The following is a 20064-nucleotide window of genomic DNA, read 5'->3' as shown; positions in this document are numbered from 1 at the left end:
TGACCCTATAGTGGCTACAGGGTCTTTACTTGGCAACAGGCACTCTTATGGACGCAACCAATGAGCGATTCCCTGCATTCACACAAACCCGGGCCTGAACACGGGCACAACCACAAGCTCAAGCCCGTGCAAAAACATGACCACGGCGGTCACGGCGATTCCTGCTGTTCCTCCAGGGCGACGGCGCCCGCGTTGATAAGACTGAGCGAATCGTCGACGCCCGGAGCCCGACTGAGCAGTTTTCGCATCGAGGCGATGGACTGTCCAACCGAACAGACGCTTATCCAGAACAAGCTAAGCAAACTGACCGGTGTGCAGCAGCTGGAGTTCAATCTGATTAATCGGGTGCTTGGCGTGACCCACGATTTGCCTGGTATCGAGCCGATCGTCGAAGCCATCAAATCCTTGGGAATGCAGGCCGAGCCGATGGACCAGGGTGCTGAAACCCCGACACCGGTGCCCCGGCAAAAGCCATGGTGGCCCTTGACACTGTCCGGTGTTGGTGCATTGCTGGCAGAAGTTATCCACTTCACCGGTTCCGCACCGAACTGGGTGGTGGCGGTTATTGCGCTTGTTTCGATCCTCAGCGGTGGTCTCGGTACCTACAAAAAAGGCTGGATCGCCCTTAAAAACCGCAACCTGAACATCAACGCGCTGATGAGCATTGCCGTGACCGGCGCGGTGCTGATCGGCCAGTGGCCGGAAGCGGCAATGGTGATGTTCCTGTTCACTGTGGCCGAGTTGATCGAAGCCAGGTCCCTCGACCGCGCGCGCAATGCCATCGGTGGCCTGATGCAGATGACCCCGGACACGGCAACGGTGTTGCAGGCTGACGGGAGCTGGCTTGAGCAGGATGTCAAATCCATTGGGCTCGGCGCGCGGGTGCGGGTCCGCCCCGGTGAGCGCATCGGCCTGGACGGCGAAGTGCTGTCCGGTCGCTCGACCATCGATCAGGCGCCAATCACTGGTGAAAGCATGCCGGTGGAGAAAACCGTCGACGACAAGGTATTCGCCGGCACCATCAATCAGGCCGGATCCCTGGAATATGAAGTAACCGCGGCGGCCGACAACTCGACCCTGGCCCGTATCATCCACGCGGTTGAACAAGCGCAGGGCGCGCGGGCGCCGACCCAGCGTTTCGTCGACAGTTTCTCGAAAATCTACACCCCGGCGGTGTTCGTTCTGGCTCTGGTCGTGGCGGTGATCCCGCCATTGTTCATGGGCGCGTTGTGGTTCGACTGGATTTATCGGGCGCTGGTGCTGCTGGTGGTGGCCTGCCCCTGTGCGCTGGTGATTTCCACGCCGGTGACCATCGTCAGTGGCCTCGCGGCGGCAGCGCGCAAAGGCATCCTGGTCAAGGGCGGCGTCTATCTGGAGGGCGGTTACAAGCTCGACTACCTGGCCCTGGACAAGACTGGCACCATCACCCACGGCAAACCGGTGCAGACCGACTACCTGTCGCTGGATTCGACCGCCGCCGATTCAGCGCCTGCCATTGCCACCGCGCTGGCCAGGCGCTCGGATCACCCGGTTTCCCAGGCCATTGCCAAAGCGGCTGTGGATAACCCAACCGCGACGCTGATTGTGGATAACTTCGAAGCGCTGGGCGGGCGCGGTGTGCGCGGCGAAATCAACGGCCAGCTCTACCACCTGGGCAACCATCGACTGGTGGAGGATCTGGGGCTGTGCTCGCCGGCGCTGGAAGAGAAACTGTTCGCCCTGGAAAAACAGGGCAAGTCGGTGGTGCTGTTGCTTGATCAGTCCGGGCCATTGGCGCTGTTCGCCGTCGCCGATACGGTAAAAGCGTCCAGCCGCGAGGCCATCCGGCAACTGCATGACCTGGGCATCAAAACCCTGATGCTCACGGGCGATAACGTCCACACCGCGCAAGCCATTGCCGCGCAAGTCGGCATCGACGAGGCCAGGGGCGACCTGTTGCCGGGTGACAAATTGCAGGCTATCGATGCCCTTTATGCCCAAGGACATCGGGTCGGTATGGTCGGCGATGGCATCAATGACGCTCCGGCACTGGCGCGTTCCGAGATCGGTTTCGCCATGGCCGCCGCAGGCACCGATACCGCGATCGAAACCGCCGATGTCGCCTTGATGGACGACGATCTGCGCAAAGTCCCGGCATTCATTCGCCTATCGCGCCAGACATCGAGCATCCTCAAACAGAACATCGCCCTGGCTTTGGTCATCAAGGCGATCTTTCTTGGGGTAACCTTCGCCGGGCTCGCTACCATGTGGATGGCGGTGTTCGCCGACATGGGCGTGAGTCTGCTGGTGGTGTTCAACGGTTTGCGCCTGCTGCGCAAGTAAAGGATGAGGGACGGTTGTGCTGAGTGCGGAGCTGAAGGCGTTTTACATGGTGGCCCGCCTGGGCAGCATTACCCAGGCCGCCAAAAAGCTCGGCCTGAGCCAGCCGACGGTGACGACGCAGATCCGCAACCTCGAAAGTCAGTATTCGGTCGAGCTGTTCTACCGTGGTGGCCGGCGTCTCAGTGTCAGCGAAGAGGGCGCGCGGCTGCTACCGATGGTCAAGGTGCTGACGCAACAGGCGGCCGACATCGAGTTTTTCCTGCGTAACTGCGGCCAGGTCCATGGCTCATTGCGCATTGCCGCCACGGCACCGTATTACATCCTCGACCTGGTGAAAACATTCCGCGAACGTCTGCCGCAAGTGGAGGTGTCGGTGGAAATCGGCAACTCCCAGCAGGTGCTTGAAGCGCTGGAGGATTATCGGGTCGATGTCGCGGCGTCGTCGCAGTTGCTCGATGACGCGCGGCTGATTCGCCGGGTGCTCGGCAGCGATCCGCTGGTGCTGGCGGTGCATCGCAATCATCCGCTGGCGGTTCACGATCACGTTTCGCTCAGTGCATTGGCCGGGCATACCTTGCTGATGCGCGAACCGGGTTCGACCACCCGTCGTTTGACCGAAGCGTTGCTGGCCAGCGCGGGAGTGAATTTCGGGCCGTTGCTGGAGATTGGCAGCCGCGAATCGATCCGCGAAGCGGTACTGCGCAATATCGGTATCAGCATCATTGCCCGCCAGGAAGTGCCCCATGATCCGCAGCTGCGGGTGCTGACCATCGAGAATGCGCCGCAAATTCCCGAGTATCTGTACTGCCTCAAGGAGCGCAAAGGCGCGCGGCTACCGGCGGCGTTTCTGGGGTTGGCGCAGGAAATGGCGCCGGCCTAAAGGTCTTTATCGCCTGTCCCGGCCTCATCGCGAGCAGGCTCGCTCCTACAGTTGACCGCATTCCCCTGTAGGAGCGAGCCTGCTCGCGATGGCGGTAGATCAGCCAGCACAGGAATAACCAAAAATCCTGAATACCACTATCAGCGGTTTTTGCCTTACTGCCACATGACGGACTCATTACAACCCTAGGATGGCCCCATCTGCCAGATGAGCTCCGTCCATGAACAACCCGATCGCAACTGCCCTGACCAACCCCGGCGCACCGATGAAAGTGCGCGGCGTACAGAAGCGTTTTGGCGCCTTCACGGCGCTGGATAATGTTTCCCTCGACGTGGCGGCCGGTGAGCTGGTGTGTCTGCTCGGCCCTTCGGGCTGTGGCAAAACCACCTTGCTGCGCTGCATCGCCGGTCTGGAAAAACAGGACAGCGGCGAGTTGTACTTGGGTGATCGCGACGTTTCCCACCTGGCACCCCAGGCGCGGGACTACGGCATTCTGTTCCAGTCCTACGCGTTGTTTCCCAATCTCACCGTCGAAGCGAACATTGCCTACGGCCTCGCCGGCAATGGTCGCGACCAGATTCGCCAACGTGTCGGTCAGATGCTGGAACTGGTTGGCCTGACCGGCAGCGAGAAAAAATACCCGGGTCAGTTGTCTGGCGGTCAGCAGCAACGTGTGGCACTGGCCCGCGCGCTGGCGCCTGCGCCTTCGTTGTTGTTGCTGGACGAACCGATGTCGGCCCTCGATGCCCGGGTGCGCGAGCATCTGTGCACCGAATTGCGCCAGCTGCAAAGCAACCTCGGCATCACCACCCTGATGGTCACCCACAATCAGGACGAGGCCATGCTGATGGCCGACCGTATCGCCGTGATGAACAACGGCAAGGTCGAGCAGTACGCCACGCCGCAGGAAATCTACAATCGCCCGGCCACGCCATTCGTGGCGGGGTTCGTCGGCCAGGGTAACTGGTTGCCGTTCCAGCGCAGCAGCGACAGCCACGCTCAGGTCGGTGCAATGAGCATGCGACTGGCCGATGGCGGCGCCAAGGCCGCGTCGGGCCGTTTGTTCTGCCGTCCGGAAGCGATCAACGTCAACCCGCTGGTGCATGAGGAAAACCTGTTCCCGGCCAAGGTTCGTGAAATCACCTTCCTCGGCAACCGCTGCCGCATGAGCTTCGAACTCGATCAATTGCCGGGCCACGCGCTGTTGGCGGAACTGGCGCCGGAAGCCATGCCGCGCCTTGGCGCCCAGCAGATCATGGTCGCCTTGCCGCCGCGCAGCCTGCAGGTGTTTGCCTGATGAGCGCGAACATCGCGCTGCCGCTGCCACACAAGCAGGTTCGGCAGACCACCCGCGCCGAGATCGGTGACCGGTTGTTCGTGGTCGGTGGAAAGGTCCTCTTGCTGGTGTTGCTCGGCGTTGCCGTATTGATGCCGTTGCTGGCGATCTTCTGGCGTGGTTTCAACGCCGAGGCCGGGCAGGGCGGTGGCTGGGTCGCCGCGAAAGAGCTGGTGACCAGTGAGAACTTCCACTGGCTCCTGGGCAATAGCCTGAAAGTTTCCCTCAGCGTCGCAGCCATCGTCGTACCGCTGGCCTACCTGTTTGCCTACGCCTTGCAACGCACCTTGATTCCGGCCAAAGGCATCTGGCGTGGCATTTCGCTGCTGCCATTGATGGCACCATCGATGTTGCCCGGCATCGCGCTGGTTTATCTGTTAGGCAACCAGGGCATGCTGCGTGGCCTGCTCTCGGACAACATCTACGGCTTCTGGGGCATTGTGCTCGGCGAAGTCATCTATACCTTCCCCCACGCCTTGATGATTCTGCTGTCGGCCTTGTCCCTGGCCGATGCGCGGCTGTTCGATGCCGCCTCCAGCATGGGCGCGAGTCCCGCCAAAGCGTTCCGCAGCATCACCTGGCCGGCGACCCGTCAGGCTGTGTTCGCTGCGTTCTGCCTCGTGTTCACCCTGACCATCACCGATTTCGGTGTACCGGTGGTAGTCGGTGGCGACTATCAAGTGCTGGCGCTGGAAGCCTACAAAGCCGTGGTCGGCCAGCAGCAGTTCGGTCGTGGTGCGTTGATCGGCCTGGTGTTGCTGCTGCCGGCGCTGTTCAGTTTCGGCGTCGATGCCTGGTTGCGTCGACATCTCGGAGACTCCATGAGCGGTCGTGCCCAGGTATTCAAACCTGCTCCATCGAAGCTGCGCGACGGCTGTTACCTGGCCATCGTCCTGCTGATCTGCACCGCATTGCTGCTGGTATTCGGCATGGCGGTGTTCTCGTCCCTGGTGAAGTTCTGGCCGTACAACCTGTCGCTGTCGCTCAACCATTACCAGTTCAATGAAACCGCCGGCGGTGGCTGGCTGGCCTATGGCAACAGCCTGAAGATGGCCTTGGGCACCGCGTTTATCGGCTCCATGCTGATCTTCACTGGCGCCTACCTGATGGAAAAAACCAGGGGTCAGCGCGGTCTTAACCTGACCTTGCGCATGCTCAGTTTCGTACCGATGGCGGTGCCGGGCCTAGTGTTGGGGTTGGGTTACGTCTTCTTCTTCAACCTGACCGGCAATCCGCTGCACGTGCTCTACGGCAGCATGACGCTGCTGATCGTCTGCACCATTGCGCACTATTTGACCACCGCGCAAATGACCGCCACCACCGCGCTGCGTCAACTCGATGCCGAGTTCGAAGCCGCCGCGCTCTCGCTCAAGGCGCCGCTGTACCGCCACTACCTGCGAGTCACCGTGCCGATCTGCCTACCGGCGTTGCTGGACATCGTGCGCTACCTGTTCGTCTCGGCCATGACCACCGTTTCGGCGGCGATCTTCCTCTACAGCCCCGACACCATCCTCGCGGCAGTGGCGGTGCTGAACATGGACGACGCCGGCAACGTCGGCGGCGCGGCGGCGATGTCGACCCTGATTCTGTTCACCTCGGCGGGCGTGTCCCTGTTGCTGGCCTGGGCTTCGCGTGGCTTGCTGCGCCGCTCCCAGGCCTGGCGGCAGACCGCGCCCGGTCATTGAATCTGCACAACCCCTCAACTCAAAAAACAGGAAAAGATCATGTTCAAGCCTATGGCCCTGGCCGCTGCTGTTCTCACCGCTTTCAGCCTGAACGCCTTTGCGGCGAAAACCGAGTTGACGGTGTACACCGCCCTCGAAGCCGAACAACTGAAGACCTACAAAGAGGCTTTCGAGAAGACCTACCCGGACGTCGAAATCAAGTGGGTGCGTGACTCCACCGGCATCATCACCGCCAAACTGCTGGCCGAAAAAGAGCGCCCGCAGGCTGACGCCGTATGGGGGCTGGCCGCTTCGAGCCTGGCGATTCTCGATCAGCAAGGCATGCTGCAAAGCTATGCACCGAAAGACCTGGCCAAGATCGGCGCCAACTACCGCGACGCCGCCAACCCTCCAGCCTGGGTCGGCATGGATGTCTGGGCCGCGACTATTTGCTTCAACACCATCGAAGCCGAAAAGCAGGGCCTGACCAAACCCGTGAGCTGGCAAGACCTGACCAAGCCTGAGTACAAAGGCAAGATCGTCATGCCGAACCCGGCATCGTCCGGCACCGGTTTCCTCGACGTCAGCGCCTGGCTGCAAACCTTCGGCGAGAAGCAGGGCTGGGCGTACATGGACGGCCTGCACCAGAACATCGGCCAGTACGTTCACTCCGGTTCCAAACCTTGCAAGCTGGCGGCGGCTGGCGAATTCCCGATCGGTATTTCCTTCGAGTACCCAGCTGTTCAACTGAAGCGCCAGGGCGCACCGCTGGACATCATCCTGCCGAAGGAAGGCCTGGGCTGGGAGATCGAAGCGACTGCCGTGATCAAGGGCACTGCCCACGAAGACGCGGCGAAGAAACTGGCTGACTTCTCCGCGAGCCCCGAGGCGATGGAGCTCTACAAGGAAAACTTCGCCGTGCTCGCCCAGCCTGGCATCGCCAAGCCACAGACCGAACTGCCGGCCGACTACGAACAGCGTTTGATCAAGAACGACTTCGCCTGGGCTTCGAAGAACCGCGACGAAATCCTGACCGAATGGCGCAAACGCTATGACGGCAAGTCCGAGAAAGTGGCGGCCAAGTAAGATTTTCATCGACTGACAGGGCCTCTTCGGGGGCCTTGAGTTCAGGGCACCTTTAGATGACGCAACACAACGACATGCTGATCAGCGCGACGCCCTATGGCGAGCTGATCATTGGCGATTCGCACCATTACGGTAGCGATCCGTCGCTACGGTACTGGAGGAAATCTGATGGAGCGCAACGAGCAAGTGATTGCCGAGGTGTTCGGTTTGTACGAGCGCTTTGGCGACAGCGACTACATCGGCGAGCCGGTGTCGCAGATCGAGCACATGTCCCAGGCGGCGCAATTGGCCATGGCCGAAGACTTCGACGATGAAGTGGTGCTGGCGGCGTTCTTCCACGACATCGGGCATATCTGCGCTGAAAGCGCGGAGAACATGGGCGGCTTCGGTGTGGTCAGCCATGAGCGCCTGGGCGCGGATTATCTGCGCCGCGCCGGATTCAGCGAGCGTATGGCGCGGCTGGTCGAATACCACGTACAAACCAAGCGTTATCTGACGCTCAAGGAGGCGGGATACTACAAGCGCCTGAGTGAAGCCAGTCGTCGAACCCTGGAATATCAGGGCGGGGTGATGACGGAGGCCGAGGCTGAGGCGTTCGAGCAGGACCCGCTGTGTGCCGTGAGCTTGCGCATGCGCCAGTGGGATGAACTGGCGAAAGAGATGCATGTGCCGGTGATTGATCTGGCGGTGTTGAAGGGCAAAGCGGTGCGGTTGTTGGCTGCATAAAGCCTGTGATACCGAGTTGCTGCCATCGCGAGCTGGCTCACTCCCACATTGGATCTGTGGTCGACACAAATCCCCTGTAGGAGCGAGCCTGCTCGCGATGGCGTCAGTCCGGCCAAAGCAAGTGTTCTGTCTCTACAGCTGCTGTGCCAGAACCTCGATCTGCTCCTGCCGCTCCGCCTGATTCAATTTGGAATGAGGATTGAGCGACGACCACTGCGGATACGCCCGGGCCTTGTTCAGTGGTTCAGGCAGTTTGCCTTCGCGCCAACTCTTGTCCTGTGGTGTGGCGACCTGAATGCTGTCCATCGCCGCGTGCCCACGGGTATTGAGCGCTTGCAGCAATTGCCGCTGACGCAGCGCCAACAGCCGCAGCACGTTGTCGTCCACCGTCAGTTCGCGTTGGCCCTTGACCTTGCCGAGCAAGCGGCTGCCGTAACTGCGCGCGGTTTGCAGCGCGCCGCCGGCGATGGCACCGGCCAGTGCGGCAGCGCCGAGGGTAATGCCACCTACCAGCAAATCGACCCCAGCCCCTGCAGCAGCCCCCGCCGCGATCCCGCCACCGACGCGCACGCCCAGTTGCTTGAGGGTTTCCGGGTTGAACAGGTCATCGCCCCAACGGCCGTCGAGCAACGGCAACTCACTGGCCGCGGCGTCCTGTGGGCGGAAAGCGTAGAGCTTGAGCAGGGCCTCGACACAACGCTGCTCCCGTTGCCGCACGGCCTTGCGCAGTTCGCTGATCGCCTGTCGTTCCTGTTCGGCATCACTGACCACGCTGCGTCGGCAGGCCGCGCAATCGATCAATAATTCGGCAATCAACCGCGCCGCACTTTGCTGGCGGGCCAAACGCTGGGCTTGCTGATCGCAAATCAGGCGTTCCAGTTGTGGCCGGGCAGACTCCAGCAACAGGGCGAGACTTTCATAGAGCCGACGCTCGCCATCCTCCGGCGGCGCGACGCTGTCGAAGCGCACCAACGCATGCAATCCCAGCCGCGCCAGCGCTTCACGCCATGCCGGCTCGCGGTGGTTGGCGCTGCTGACGAAGTTCAGCACCGGCAGCAAGGGTTTGCCGCAATTGGCCAGTACTTCCAGCTCGTCGCGATACTTGGCCAGCACCGGCTCCCGGGCGTCGATCACATAGAGCCCGGCGTCCGACGCCAGCAACTGGCGCAGCACCTTGGCCTCCTGTTCGAAGCGTTGCCGGGCTTCGCTTCCATCGAGGAAGCGCGCCAGGCGTGCTGGGCCGTCGAGGCGTTCACCGGGACGCTCCAGGCGTTCGAGGTAATCGAGCAGGGCGATGGCGTCTTCCAGTCCGGGGGTGTCATAGAGGTCGAGCAACGGCTCGCCATCCACCGACAACCGTGCGCCCTCGACATGCCGCGTGGTGCTGGGGCGATGGGACACTTCACCGAAGCCGACGTCGCGGGTCAGCGTACGCAGCAACGAGGTTTTGCCAACATTGGTGTGGCCGACCACGGCGAGTTTCAGAGGCTGTTTCCAGGTGTCAGTCATGACCTGTCTCCAGCCAGTTCATCGGTGCACAATCGGCAAACGGCAGCTCAAGCTGTTGCAGCGCCACGTGCCAGTCGCCCAGGCGTTCGGCGTCCAGCGCTTCACCGGGGGGCGCCTGCAACAACCACACGCGGGTGGCGCTGGCGCTGCGGGCCAGTTCGGCAATCAAGGCCAGACTGCCGCGATCCGGTGAGCGCCGTGGATCGCACGCGATGGCCAGGCGCGCCGGGGGGAAACGGCTCAATTGTTCGAGGAGTTTGTGTCGCGATTCGCGGCTGTCGATGACGCCGGCGTTGCTCACGTTTTTCGGCAATTGCGGTGGCCACGGGCGCTGGTCGTCCAGCTCGATGGCGACCAGTAACGCACCATCGCTTTGCTGTTCAGTCACGCCGCTTTCTACGCGATGCAGCTGCGCGGGTGCGATATCGCTGACGCCGAGGCGCTCGCTGGTGGGCATCAAGCGTTCGCGCAGTTGTGCGTAACCGGGCAGGTTCAAATCCAGACGCAGCGCCGTTTGCCCGGTCTTCCAGCGCCACAGGCAAAACAGCGCCAGCAGCAGACGCGGCACAACACCGTAGACCAGCAAGACTCCGACCAGCCACGCGGCCCAGGCCTGACGGGCACTTTCTATGTTCAGTGCGGCATCGCCACTGGCGCGGATCATTTCCTCTGTCGGCACGCTGAAGCCGAGCAGGGCCGGTAGCACGCCAAACGCCTGAGTGACGGCGATAAAAGTGTCGGCACTGAGGATCGTGGTTTCCCAGACGAAGCCGTAGCGCCGGGTCGCCATCAACATCAGCAGGATCACCAAGGCGCTGAGCATCGCCAGCAACCACAGGCTGTTGACCAGCACACCGATGGCCCAGCGATTGAGTTTCTGGCGTTGCAGCAACAGGAGCAGGGCCGGTGCCAGTTGTGCGGCTTTGGCGTCACGCGCGAGTTTTTCACTTAGCCACAGCCACAGGCGTGCGAGACTGGCGCCTTGTTCACCGGCGAACACCAATCCCAGGGCCCAGCTCAGCAGCAGGATCAGATTGAGCCCGAGCAGGCTGCCCAAGGCCCAGAACACATTCACCGGGTGCAAGCCGTCGCCCAGTGCAGCAAAGGCCAGGCCGGCGCCACTGATCACTGCCAGCACCGCCATGACGATCAGCGCCAGTCGCGCGCCTTGCAGCCAGTGTTTGAGGGCCGTAGCCAAGCCATCGCGTTCAGCCAGCCACAGGGCCCGGCGTTGAATGCGCGACGGCAAATCGCCGCCGGCGCTACGGGCCAGTCGGTTGGCTTCGAGGTCTTCCAGAGGACCTGCGTGTTCTTCGCGCAGTCGAATGGTTTCTGTCAGCCAGAGGGTATTGAGTTCAGTCACGCGGCATCCCGTCGCTTAATTGAGCTGTGAGCATAACCGCTGTGGCGCTTATCGGCGAAAGCGCGGCTCTGGTATCCTCGCCAGCATGACTAAATCACTCCCCCTCAGCCTGATCGCAGCCCTCGGTGAAAACCGCGTGATCGGCGTCGACAACAGCATGCCCTGGCACCTGCCGGGGGACTTCAAATACTTCAAGGCCACCACCCTCGGCAAGCCGATCATCATGGGACGCAAGACCTGGGATTCCCTCGGTCGCCCGTTGCCCGGCCGCTTGAACATCGTGGTCAGCCGTCAGGCGGATCTGGTGCTGGAAGGCGCGGAGGTTTATCCGTCGCTGGAAGCCGCTGTAGCTCGCGCCGAGGAGTGGGCGAAGGAGCAGGGCGTTGATGAGCTGATGCTGATTGGTGGTGCGCAGTTGTATGCGCAAGGGTTGGCGCAGGCCGATCGCTTGTACCTGACCCGCGTGGCGCTGAGCCCGGAAGGGGATGCATGGTTTCCGGCGTTTGATTTGACCCAATGGAAACTGGTGTCGAATGTGCCGAATCCGGCGGAGGGCGACAAGCCGGCGTACAACTTCGAAGTCTGGGAAAAAGCCTAAAGATCGCAGCCTGCGCCAGCTCCTACAGGATCAGCACAAAGCTCTGTAGGAGCTGGCGAAGCCTGCGATCTTTTGATCTTTCTTGGCTGCTAAAAGATCGCAGCCTGCGGCAGCTCCTACGCCTGCGCCAACGCCGAATGCTCATCCGCATCCAGCAACGCCTTATCGGTCTGCTGCATCACCTGGCTGGTGATCGCCCCCGCCGTCATCGAACCACTCACGTTCAACGCCGTACGCCCCATATCAATCAGCGGCTCGACCGAAATCAGCAGAGCCACCAGTGACACCGGCAAGCCCATCGCCGGCAGCACGATCAACGCCGCAAACGTCGCACCGCCGCCAACCCCGGCCACACCGGCCGAGCTCAGCGTGACAATCGCCACGAGCGTCGCGATCCACAATGGGTCCAGCGGATTGATGCCCACGGTCGGCGCGACCATTACCGCCAACATCGCCGGGTACAGGCCGGCGCAACCGTTCTGGCCAATGGTTGCGCCAAACGAAGCGGCGAAGCTGGCGATGGACTGCGGAATGCCCAAACGACTGGTCTGCGCCTCGATGCTCAGCGGAATCGTCGCAGCGCTCGAACGGCTGGTGAAAGCAAACGTCAGCACCGGCCAGATCTTGCGGAAGAAGCGCAGCGGATTGATCCCTGCGGCCGACACCAGCACGCCATGCACCACGAACATCAGGCCCAGGCCGATGTAGGACACCACGACAAAACTGCCGAGCTTGATGATGTCTTGCAGGTTCGAACCGGCGACCACCTTGGTCATCAGTGCCAACACGCCGTACGGGGTCAGCTTCATCACCAAGCGCACCAGACGCATGACCCAGGCTTGCAGGGTGTCGATGGCGTTGATCACTTTCTGACCTTTCTCGGCATCATCCTTGAGCAATTGCAGCGCAGCGACACCCAGGAACGCGGCGAAGATCACCACGCTGATGATCGAGGTCGGTTTGGCCCGCGCCAGATCGGCAAACGGGTTCTGTGGGATGAACGACAGCAGCAACTGTGGCACGTTAAGGTCAGCGACCTTGCCGGCGTAATCGGTCTGGATGGTTTGCAGGCGCGCCATTTCCTGGGTGCCGGCCACCAGGCCTTCGGCGGTCAGGCCGAACAGGTTGGTCAGGCCGATGCCGATCAGCGCTGCAATGGCGGTGGTGAACAGCAGCGTGCCGATGGTCAGGAAGCTGATCTTGCCCAGAGACGAAGCATTGTGCAGACGGGCCACGGCGCTGAGGATCGAGGCGAATACCAGCGGGATCACGATCATTTGCAGCAGTTGCACATAACCGTTGCCTACCAGATCGAACCAGCCGATCGAGGTTTTCAGCACCGGGTTGCCGGCACCGTAAACGGTGTGCAAAGCCACGCCGAACGTCACGCCCAGCACCAGCGCGAGCAAAACTTTTTTCGCCAGGCTCCATGTAGTGTGGCGGGTTTTCGCCAAGCCAAGGAGCAGGGCGAGGAACACCAGCAGATTGAGGATCAGCGGCAGATTCATTGGAACTCCCATTAGACTTTTGCTAACTGCCTTCCGGGGCAGCTGCGAACCGGCAAGCCTAACAGCTTGAAAAATAATGAATTAATATCAAAAACGCATGGTTTGCGTCGTTTTTGGAATAAGCGGGTGTCGCTGTCAGAAATGCAACTGGCGCGAAAGGGACGCAGGCGGTCGCTGACAGGCGAGGACTGTCACACTTATTTGTTAGCGTCGATCTCCTTTATTCAGGGTCTTTTTATAAGGGAAGCATGCCAATGAAGTTCGCACCGAAATTGCTGGCTGCAGCACTTTGCCTCGGCCTCGCCGGCCAGGTTCTCGCAACGGATCTGAAACACTGGCCCGCCGATCAGGCCAAGGCGCTGGACGCGATGATCGCCGCCAACGCCAACAAGGGTAACTACGCGGTGTTCGACATGGACAACACCAGTTATCGCTACGACCTCGAAGAGTCGTTGCTGCCGTTCATGGAGAACAAGGGCCTGATCACCCGCGACAAACTCGACCCTTCCCTGAAGCTGATGCCGTTCAAGGACACCGCCGACCACAAGGAAAGCCTGTTCAGCTACTACTACCGCCTCTGCGAAGTCGACGACATGGTTTGCTATCCATGGGTCGCCCAAGTGTTCTCCGGCTTCACGCTCAAGGAACTCAAGGGCTATGTCGACGAGATGATGGCGTCCGGCAAACCGGTGCCGGCCACTTATTACGAAGGCGATGTGGTCAAGAAACTCGACGTCAACCCGCCGAAAATCTTCACCGGCCAGCAAGAGCTGTACAACAAATTGATGGAGAACGGCATCGAGGTCTACGTGATGACCGCCGCCTCCGAAGAACTGGTGCGCATGGTCGCGGCCGATCCGAAGTACGGCTACAACGTCAAGCCGCAGAACGTGATCGGCGTGTCGCTGCTGCTCAAGGACCCGAAGACCGGTGAGCTGACCACCGCGCGCAAGCAGGTCACCGCCGGCAAATATGACGAGAAGGCCAACCTCGGCCTGGAACTGACCCCGTACCTGTGGACCCCGGCGACCTGGATGGCCGGCAAGCAGGCGGCGATCCTGACCTACATTGACGAGTGGAAAAAGCCGGTGCTGGTGGGCGGCGACACCCCGAGCAGCGATGGTTACATGCTGTTCCACAGCGTTGACGTAGCCAAGGGCGGCATCCACCTGTGGGTCAACCGCAAAGACAAGTACATGACTCAGATCAACGGCATGATGGCCAAGAACGCCGCGGCCCAGACCAAGGAAGGGTTGACGGTGACGGCTGACAAGAACTGGGTGATCGTCAAGCCTGAAGAGATTCAGTAAGTTAGATTAGGCTCACTCTCTCAAAGGCGGGAGTGAGCCTACTCGCGAGGAAGCTGCCGTAGTCGGCTACATTCAGATTTTTTCACGCTCTCGAGGAGGAGGAGGGGATGGCGACCGTGAGGTTCCTTGCGCGGCCTTCAAGGTCTCTTGCTTCCATGTGGGCCACTGCTCTACAACCCGGCGAGACTCATTGAGGTAATTGATAAAATCTTGCTTTTTGCTGTTCATGTTAGTTTTCCTCTATGTACCTTGATAGCAGTGCTGCTGCTATGGTTTCACGTTCCATGTACGAACAAGGCAACATCTGGGTGCGCAATTTAGCATCTGATTCTTTCCAGTCAATGATTTCACCTTGGTCGGTTTTCCGAACTACGGGATATCCGCTACCGAGATTCGTTGAGAATAGATTGAAAAAGCTCCTTGGTCCAACACCGATGAACGGTTCAAAAACTACATTCTCACTATCTTTATCCAAAGATATGGAGTCTGAATGGAATTCGAGAGCTTTACTCTTAGGGTAAGGCTCAACATAAATGACCCTTTTGATTCCAGCTGCAACTATATGCTTGGCGCAGTTGTGGCACGGGAATGTTGTGCAGTATAAGTCGCTACCTGCCGTGCTTGTCCCTGATCTAGCACTTGAGAGGAGCGCTTCCATTTCAGCGTGAACTACCCGCCCATACTCAGTAATATCTTTTATCTTGCTGTTTTTTATCAGTGGGCCTAGTTCTTCGCGATATTGTTCCGGAACGGCTTCAATTATGCCTTCGATTATTAATTTTTTTGAATTGCATTGGAGTCCTCTCCTTTCATGTAGTCGCGGCCATCTGCGACGTCAGCTATTTCATGAGTTTTTTCATCAAGGTCCGGCCAATATAATCCTCCGTGTGCCTTAGGCACATCATTTGCTCCTGTTGAAATAATGCAGCGATTTTTGGTTAGTACTGCACCGACTTGACGCGATAGGTCAGCAGATCTTAGTGAGGCCGAAAATGCCATAAACATTGCGTATTCATCAAATGTCGGAGTTATATATGGCTTTCCAAAAAGCAGATCCAAAATTCTCCATATTTGCTTTTTTAAAGAGTCTGAATTTCCATTGTAATCAATGAAAAAATCCGAAAGATGGTAGGTGTCACGAGTGTGTTGGCCATATTCCTCTCTCTCATCGGCGTCTCGCTCAATTAATCGCGAGGCCTGTTCTTGAGTCATGGATTTGTCTTTAGTTAAAAATTCGTGTCTACGCGTATGATCAGCATGGACACCTATCAAGAAAAACCCATCTGAATATATTTTCCTAAGTTTCTGTACTTCGGCTGGGCTCTTTAAAGAATTTATAATGAACGCACTTCGCCGAAGCGGTTCTTGCTTGCCTCTTGTTTTGTTGATCTGGGCAGCGGCGCCTAAAGCCAGAATCGAATTGTCTTGGCTTTCTTTTCTGAGTCGATTACCTTCCTCCATATATGAAGTTATTCTATCGAACTCATGCGTGCTTTTTGACGGATCTCCAATGTTTGCGATTATGTCCGTAGATATTTTTATAATTCTTGTTTCGTATTTGAATGTTTTTAATCTATCTGATATGAGTTTTGAAACTTCGGGAAGGTCCGTTCCAATAGTGCCGACTAGTCCGATAATAAGTTCTGAGTCGGAATAAGTGCCGTCTATGAAATAAGTGTTTTCTGAAAAGTCTTCGGTCGATAAATCTTCTACTATGTTTTGCGTGCTTTTAGATATGTCTTCGGCTAATAAATTTGCACGCGTCTCCGTATTCAGAAGTGGTTCTACTAGCATCTTTAGTTTTTGCGCGGAGTGAGCTTTTCCTTGAAAATGGATTCCGCCCGTTGAAAGATACCAATTTAAACTTCCTTTGCTTTTTGTTTTGAACTGATATTGGTTTTTGTTTATCTCTCTCCATTCTCCGGTCGACGAAATTGGTTCAAGTTTTTTCTTTAGTTCGTCAATGCTTCCGTCAAAACGCATGCTAAATCCTTTTCAAGCAAGACCTTTTGTTAGACGTGAATGTCCCCATGGCTTGTATGCCTGCCTATTGAAGATAGCGCTATGTGTATTCGTTGGCTAGGTGCTAGCAAAAACTTATTTTTTAGGTGTTTTTTTGAGTGATTAATCATTTCGTAGGCCATTAATTCCTAGAGTATATGCTCGTTAGAGTTAGGAATCAGGCAGTATGCATGTAGGAAAATTCGACATTCTTCGTAAATGCATGTTAGAACTTAACAATATTTGATCATATCTGTTTGCTCACTTCTTGAACGAGCTTTGCGCAATGAGGCTGAGTGGAGAAAAAAGGATCTGGTTGATCGTCATTTCTGACAGTGACTACCCGCACATTCTTGCGTAAGGGACTACGACTACTTCAGAATCCGCCGACTTGTATGCTTGGAGGCTGGCTTCTATCGTTTCCGCGTCGCTGACAATCAGTGATCGGGTTTGGTAGCCCGGATTTTCCAGGCGTATGGCTCAACCTTCGGCAGGTTTTCGAATCTGCTTTTTATGGTGGTCATGCGTAGGGCGTTTGCGAGCGCGCCGGGTTCCTGGACCGGTCTACCAACCTGCGTATGGCCGCCACCTTCGTTTGGTAGCGAGAGTGATGGCTCCTAATTCCTCCAGGAGATTCATCAATGCTAAAAGTTACCCCCGATCCTCCAGAGCCAGACAACCTCTCCGCCCACATCAACACCACCCCGCGCAAACCCAGCCGAACATTCTTGATCGCGCCCGGCCTCGACACCGAAACCCTGTTGGCCCACGCCTGCGAATCACTCGCCTCGGCCAATGTCATGGCCAGCGATTTCGCCGGACTGCTGGAAGGCTCGCAACGCAGCACAATGCTGGGGATTGCGCAGGTCATCATGCTGGGCGAGCTGGCGGTGAATCAGGCACTGGATAACCTCGACCCGCAGGATTAACGCTCGCAAAAAATGCCCCGCACTTGGCGGGGCATTTTCATGTTCGACGGTTAACTCGAGCACACCGACGTCCCTATCCAGTCTCATTTCAGAATTGACCTACATCAATCAAGGAAACGTCTGATTTTTCCTCCGCTTCGCCTCTTCTAGCGTGCGTCCTTTCGATCTGACAAGGACACATTTCGCATGAAGCGCTATCACATCACTGTCGGTGCTAGAACCACCGTCGGTGGCACCGTGCGTACGGGCTATCAGTACAGCACCATCGAAGACCAGGCCATGGCCCGCGAAGGTGATGAAGTCTATTGCCCGAAGTGCGACAGCATCGGTGTGATTGTCCTCGACGGCCCGCACTTGGTGGATGAGATGGACGGCCGCCAGGCTGCCTTGGACAACGATCTCTGCAGATGCAAATGCGACCCGCCACCCAGGTTGATTGCTAACCAGACACTCCGTTCTCAACAGTTCGACGATGTGCAGGTCGCCTCGGGGACAAGAGCCGCTGCCCAATCTGCCGCGCCGTCTGCAACCAGTCCCGCGCGAGCGGCACCGCGTCCCTCTGGTCTTGCACCTGCCGCAAGCCCCGCGACACCGTCTTTGGTTTGCGAGAACTTGTGGCGCGGCTACCAGCAAAGAGCCGAGGCCATCGTGGCACCGGGTGGCATCTTGATTGCCGACCCAAAGGCGCGTAATCGCGCGATCAATGCGGCGTACGCCCGATTGTGGCTGGAGGATCAGCGCTTCCAATGGGCGGGCCTCGCGGCGTTCGCCTCCAAGCAGGTGGGTTGTGGGTTGTTGCATGCGGCTGAATCAGTCGAGAGGGTTCAGAATGAATACGAGGCGGGAAAGCGCATGGTCGACAGCGCCCAGCGTCGCTGGAAATTCTTTGGGATTGAATTGTTCGGCAAGACAGACAAACAGTCTCAACGCGACTACGAGCTAACCCGAAGCAATAACCCGATACCGGGCGTTGACCTGCGTAACGACGGCGAATCATTGTCGTACGTGCAGAAGCAACTCCAGTACGTGCACGACATGCTGGCGCTGGGCAATACCACGCTGTTTCTGGATGTATTTCCGTTGCATGCTTTTTACAAGGAGCGTGGATTGTGGGCGCTCAAGACATGCCTCGCATCACGAAAAAACATATTTGGGCATGTACAACAACCGGTGTTGTGGCCGATCGAGCAGAAGAAACTGGAGTTTGGCACTTACCATGAGGAAATACTGCAAGCCTTTGCGGCCATTGAGGCTGGTAACATTGCCGAAAGCGTTGTGCATCTGGCTTGGCACGAACAACAGAACATTCTGCAATCAGCAATGTACAGCGACGCGCAGCTGGTATCTCTGCTACGTGACAATCAATTTGCCTATGTCACGAACTTCCCCACCGGCGCCGCTGCAGCCGTCGAACTGACCCTGGCCAGCCAGTGCCGTCCCAGCGAAGACGGACGTACAGTTGGCTTCAGCAGCGATTACTTTGCCAACCTGGCCGATATCGACCAGCGCATGCCCTTTGTGCTCAAGGCCGCGACGCAATTTGATGATCTGCTACGACGCTCTGATCGCCACCTGATCGAACAGGCGATTCTCGACATTGCCGCAGGCCGGGGCGTGCGATGAGTCTGCTGCGACGCATGGATTGGCGACGCAGGATCTTGTCACTCGCAGTCGCGGCGCTGCTGATAGTGGCAGCAGTCCGAGCGCTTTCGGGCGAGCCGGAGATTGCACTGGTGATTGGCGAGCCTTGGGAAATCATGCGTCAGCGCTCCAGCGCGGTCATTGATCCAGCCATTGCTGGGCATTTTTGGGGGAGATTGCCCAAGTCGGATGCTCGTCTTCGTTTCCTGGATTCTCAGTTCGGATTCGTGACCCCATTAGCTCGCTTTTTCACGGTTAGTTTCGATCGTGATGGGTTAGTCAGAAGTCTGCGCATGTCCCCGCAAATCGAGCCACTGTTGCTCGACGATACACTCAAAGTCGTGCTGGATTTGCAGGCGCAATGGCGCCACGGTGGCTGGATACCGATTCGGGTCAACGACGACCCACCGTTTGCTGACACTCCCGAATGGCGTGCTCGGTTGCGAGACGTGAACAAAGGCGGCACGTCTACCTGGCAAGCGGGTAATCAGTATCAAGCGATGCTGGTGGTCAATCGTTTTAGAGACGACAAGCGTCCCACAGAGGAGCGTTATCTCATCAAACTACAAGTTGCCAGGCCGTGGGTTAATCCTTGACTCGCGCTTTCGAGAGTTTATGCAGCTCGAGAACTTTTTAATGGAGTAGATATACATGGTTGTATGCATTCTTCGGTCAGCTATGTATATAGCTGGAGGCATCCTGCCTGCCTTAGGACTGGCGTTTCTCAGCCTTGTTTTTATGGGTCCGGTGAGGTTTTTTACGTGTTGCTCAGCACGCTCGCATGGCTAGGAACCTGCGGACTTGTTTTGGCGGCGTTAAACAGACCCGCTACTACCGAGTCGCGACGTAGGCTGGCTATAACAGCAATGTTAATGATGGGATTACTGGCGATGTTTCCTCCGTTGCTGATTTTGTTTACATACCCCGACCACGACATATGGATTAGCTGGGCAGTCCTGGGGCCAACACTGTTGGCACTTCACTACATTTGGCAAGTTGCGCGGATCTCATGCTCCGGAAAATGACGAGGTCACAATAAGGATATGATCGGCTGGTAATTGATCCAAAAAAATCTATGGTCACCCCCATTTTTGCAATACTGATTAATGGGTGAAGTGGTTGGCTTGCTTAAATCTATCCGGCGTCTATCTGGGGCATGCCCCGCGCCACGATGAGAGTCGCGCCTGACGT

General features: G+C 58.0%; 16 protein-coding genes. 11 read left to right on the top strand and 5 right to left on the bottom strand.

What is annotated here, in order from left to right:
• Positions 1-60: 60 nt before the first annotated feature.
• The 6 genes from KW849_RS24305 (at position 61) to KW849_RS24280 (ending at position 8014) form a co-directional block, all read left to right on the top strand.
• On the top strand, positions 61-2322 hold the full coding sequence (locus KW849_RS24305; RefSeq protein WP_218431586.1) for a heavy metal translocating P-type ATPase: 2262 nt from the start codon (positions 61-63) through the stop codon (positions 2320-2322).
• A gap of 16 nt (positions 2323-2338) precedes the next feature.
• A complete protein-coding gene (locus tag KW849_RS24300) occupies positions 2339-3202 on the top strand; it encodes a LysR family transcriptional regulator (RefSeq protein ID WP_218431585.1) in 864 nt (287 codons plus the stop codon).
• A 220-nt stretch (positions 3203-3422) separates the two neighbouring features.
• On the top strand, positions 3423-4499 hold the full coding sequence (locus KW849_RS24295) for a putative 2-aminoethylphosphonate ABC transporter ATP-binding protein (RefSeq protein WP_218431584.1): 1077 nt from the start codon (positions 3423-3425) through the stop codon (positions 4497-4499).
• Positions 4499-6223 (top strand): putative 2-aminoethylphosphonate ABC transporter permease subunit, encoded by a 1725-nt coding sequence (locus tag KW849_RS24290; RefSeq protein ID WP_218431583.1) that lies wholly within the window; start codon positions 4499-4501, stop codon positions 6221-6223. Before KW849_RS24295 ends, KW849_RS24290 begins: the two co-directional genes overlap by 1 nt.
• 39 nt (positions 6224-6262) lie before the next feature.
• A complete protein-coding gene (locus KW849_RS24285) occupies positions 6263-7288 on the top strand; it encodes a putative 2-aminoethylphosphonate ABC transporter substrate-binding protein (RefSeq protein ID WP_218431582.1) in 1026 nt (341 codons plus the stop codon).
• A 168-nt stretch (positions 7289-7456) separates the two neighbouring features.
• Positions 7457-8014 carry a phosphonate degradation HD-domain oxygenase gene (locus tag KW849_RS24280; protein WP_218431581.1) on the top strand — a complete coding sequence of 186 codons (558 nt, stop codon included), beginning with the start codon at positions 7457-7459 and terminating at the stop codon, positions 8012-8014.
• A gap of 132 nt (positions 8015-8146) precedes the next feature.
• Here the strand turns inward: KW849_RS24280 and KW849_RS24275 are convergent, their stop codons facing one another.
• Positions 8147-9523: a GTPase/DUF3482 domain-containing protein gene (locus KW849_RS24275; protein ID WP_218431580.1), complete on the bottom strand. Its 1377-nt coding sequence runs from the start codon at positions 9521-9523 to the stop codon at positions 8147-8149.
• Positions 9516-10886, bottom strand: coding sequence for a DUF2868 domain-containing protein (locus KW849_RS24270; RefSeq protein ID WP_218431579.1), 1371 nt, complete (start codon positions 10884-10886; stop codon positions 9516-9518). Before KW849_RS24270 ends, KW849_RS24275 begins: the two co-directional genes overlap by 8 nt.
• Positions 10887-10971: 85 nt before the next feature.
• Between KW849_RS24270 and KW849_RS24265 the strand changes: the two genes are divergently transcribed.
• A complete protein-coding gene (locus tag KW849_RS24265; protein WP_218431578.1) occupies positions 10972-11484 on the top strand; it encodes a dihydrofolate reductase in 513 nt (170 codons plus the stop codon).
• A 116-nt stretch (positions 11485-11600) separates the two neighbouring features.
• Here KW849_RS24265 and KW849_RS24260 read toward each other — a convergent pair whose 3' ends face one another.
• Complete coding sequence (locus KW849_RS24260) at positions 11601-12992, bottom strand: L-cystine transporter (protein WP_218431577.1); 1392 nt, start codon at positions 12990-12992, stop codon at positions 11601-11603.
• Positions 12993-13246: 254 nt separating this feature from the next.
• Between KW849_RS24260 and KW849_RS24255 the strand changes: the two genes are divergently transcribed.
• Positions 13247-14302, top strand: a complete 1056-nt coding sequence (locus KW849_RS24255) for a haloacid dehalogenase-like hydrolase (RefSeq protein ID WP_218431576.1) — start codon at positions 13247-13249, stop codon at positions 14300-14302.
• A 229-nt stretch (positions 14303-14531) separates the two neighbouring features.
• Here KW849_RS24255 and KW849_RS31495 read toward each other — a convergent pair whose 3' ends face one another.
• Positions 14532-14960 (bottom strand): hypothetical protein, encoded by a 429-nt coding sequence (locus KW849_RS31495; protein WP_256357360.1) that lies wholly within the window; start codon positions 14958-14960, stop codon positions 14532-14534.
• Positions 14961-15076: 116 nt separating this feature from the next.
• Complete coding sequence (locus tag KW849_RS24250) at positions 15077-16285, bottom strand: cytidine deaminase (RefSeq protein WP_256357359.1); 1209 nt, start codon at positions 16283-16285, stop codon at positions 15077-15079.
• Positions 16286-16944: 659 nt separating this feature from the next.
• Here KW849_RS24250 and KW849_RS24245 point away from each other — a divergent pair.
• The 3 genes from KW849_RS24245 (at position 16945) to KW849_RS24230 (ending at position 19469) form a co-directional block, all read left to right on the top strand.
• Positions 16945-17232 carry a DUF6124 family protein gene (locus KW849_RS24245; protein WP_218431575.1) on the top strand — a complete coding sequence of 96 codons (288 nt, stop codon included), beginning with the start codon at positions 16945-16947 and terminating at the stop codon, positions 17230-17232.
• Positions 17233-17418: 186 nt separating this feature from the next.
• Positions 17419-18855: a PAAR domain-containing protein gene (locus KW849_RS24235; RefSeq protein WP_256357358.1), complete on the top strand. Its 1437-nt coding sequence runs from the start codon at positions 17419-17421 to the stop codon at positions 18853-18855.
• On the top strand, positions 18852-19469 hold the full coding sequence (locus tag KW849_RS24230; protein ID WP_218431574.1) for a hypothetical protein: 618 nt from the start codon (positions 18852-18854) through the stop codon (positions 19467-19469). Before KW849_RS24235 ends, KW849_RS24230 begins: the two co-directional genes overlap by 4 nt.
• Positions 19470-20064: the final 595 nt, after the last annotated feature.

It is taken from the genome of Pseudomonas sp. PDM26 (genome assembly GCF_019219185.1).
GTDB lineage: Bacteria > Pseudomonadota > Gammaproteobacteria > Pseudomonadales > Pseudomonadaceae > Aquipseudomonas.
The sequence above is the reverse complement of the archived record's forward strand: the minus strand, read 5'-3'. Positions and strand labels throughout refer to the sequence as shown.

Excerpts from the sequence above, each read along its gene's own strand:
- KW849_RS24305 (WP_218431586.1), top strand. The coding sequence starts at position 61 with ATGAGCGATTCCCTGCATTCACACAAACCCGGGCCTGAACACGGGCAC.
- KW849_RS24295 (WP_218431584.1), top strand. The coding sequence starts at position 3,423 with ATGAACAACCCGATCGCAACTGCCCTGACCAACCCCGGCGCACCGATG.
- KW849_RS24290 (WP_218431583.1), top strand. The coding sequence starts at position 4,499 with ATGAGCGCGAACATCGCGCTGCCGCTGCCACACAAGCAGGTTCGGCAG.
- KW849_RS24285 (WP_218431582.1), top strand. The coding sequence starts at position 6,263 with ATGTTCAAGCCTATGGCCCTGGCCGCTGCTGTTCTCACCGCTTTCAGC.
- KW849_RS24280 (WP_218431581.1), top strand. The coding sequence starts at position 7,457 with ATGGAGCGCAACGAGCAAGTGATTGCCGAGGTGTTCGGTTTGTACGAG.
- KW849_RS24275 (WP_218431580.1), bottom strand. The coding sequence starts at position 9,523 with ATGACTGACACCTGGAAACAGCCTCTGAAACTCGCCGTGGTCGGCCAC.
- KW849_RS24265 (WP_218431578.1), top strand. The coding sequence starts at position 10,972 with ATGACTAAATCACTCCCCCTCAGCCTGATCGCAGCCCTCGGTGAAAAC.
- KW849_RS24260 (WP_218431577.1), bottom strand. The coding sequence starts at position 12,992 with ATGAATCTGCCGCTGATCCTCAATCTGCTGGTGTTCCTCGCCCTGCTC.
- KW849_RS24255 (WP_218431576.1), top strand. The coding sequence starts at position 13,247 with ATGAAGTTCGCACCGAAATTGCTGGCTGCAGCACTTTGCCTCGGCCTC.
- KW849_RS31495 (WP_256357360.1), bottom strand. The coding sequence starts at position 14,960 with ATGGAAGCGCTCCTCTCAAGTGCTAGATCAGGGACAAGCACGGCAGGT.
- KW849_RS24250 (WP_256357359.1), bottom strand. The coding sequence starts at position 16,285 with ATGCGTTTTGACGGAAGCATTGACGAACTAAAGAAAAAACTTGAACCA.
- KW849_RS24245 (WP_218431575.1), top strand. The coding sequence starts at position 16,945 with ATGCTAAAAGTTACCCCCGATCCTCCAGAGCCAGACAACCTCTCCGCC.
- KW849_RS24235 (WP_256357358.1), top strand. The coding sequence starts at position 17,419 with ATGAAGCGCTATCACATCACTGTCGGTGCTAGAACCACCGTCGGTGGC.
- KW849_RS24230 (WP_218431574.1), top strand. The coding sequence starts at position 18,852 with ATGAGTCTGCTGCGACGCATGGATTGGCGACGCAGGATCTTGTCACTC.